Origin of the sequence: Aquitalea sp. ASV11 (assembly GCF_016429185.1) — a bacterium.
Taxonomy (GTDB): Bacteria; Pseudomonadota; Gammaproteobacteria; order Burkholderiales; family Chromobacteriaceae; genus Aquitalea; species Aquitalea pelogenes.
In genome coordinates this window covers 1-317 of record NZ_JAELUD010000215.1, presented here as the reverse complement: position 1 = coordinate 317, position 317 = coordinate 1, and the positions used below count along the sequence as shown (strand labels likewise).

Genomic DNA, 317 nt, shown 5'->3' with positions numbered 1-317 from the left:
CCCCCCCCCCCCCCCCCCCCCCCCCCCCCCCCCCCCCCCCCCCCCCCCCCCCCCCCCCCCCCCCCCCCCCCCCCCCCCCCCCCCCCCCCCCCCCCCCCCCCCCCCCCCCCCCCCCCCCTGTTCAAGCCGAAGACGGCATACGAGATTATTGCGTTCGTCTCGTGGGCTCGGAGATGTGTATAAGAGACAGGGGCATTACCGAAGCCATCAGCCTGTCGCTACGCCACCTCACCCGCCCGGGCGATGTGGTGGCGGTGGAAACCCCGGTGTACTTCGGCCTGCTGCAAACCCTGCAATCACTGGGCCTGAAGGCGCTG

Annotated in this window: 1 protein-coding gene; it reads left to right on the top strand. The window is 74.8% G+C overall.

What is annotated here, in order from left to right; genetic code table 11:
- Positions 1–183: hypothetical protein (locus JHD62_RS22755; protein WP_233161163.1), on the top strand; the 183-nt coding region annotated here is incomplete at its 5' end.
- Positions 184–317 lie beyond the last annotated feature (134 nt).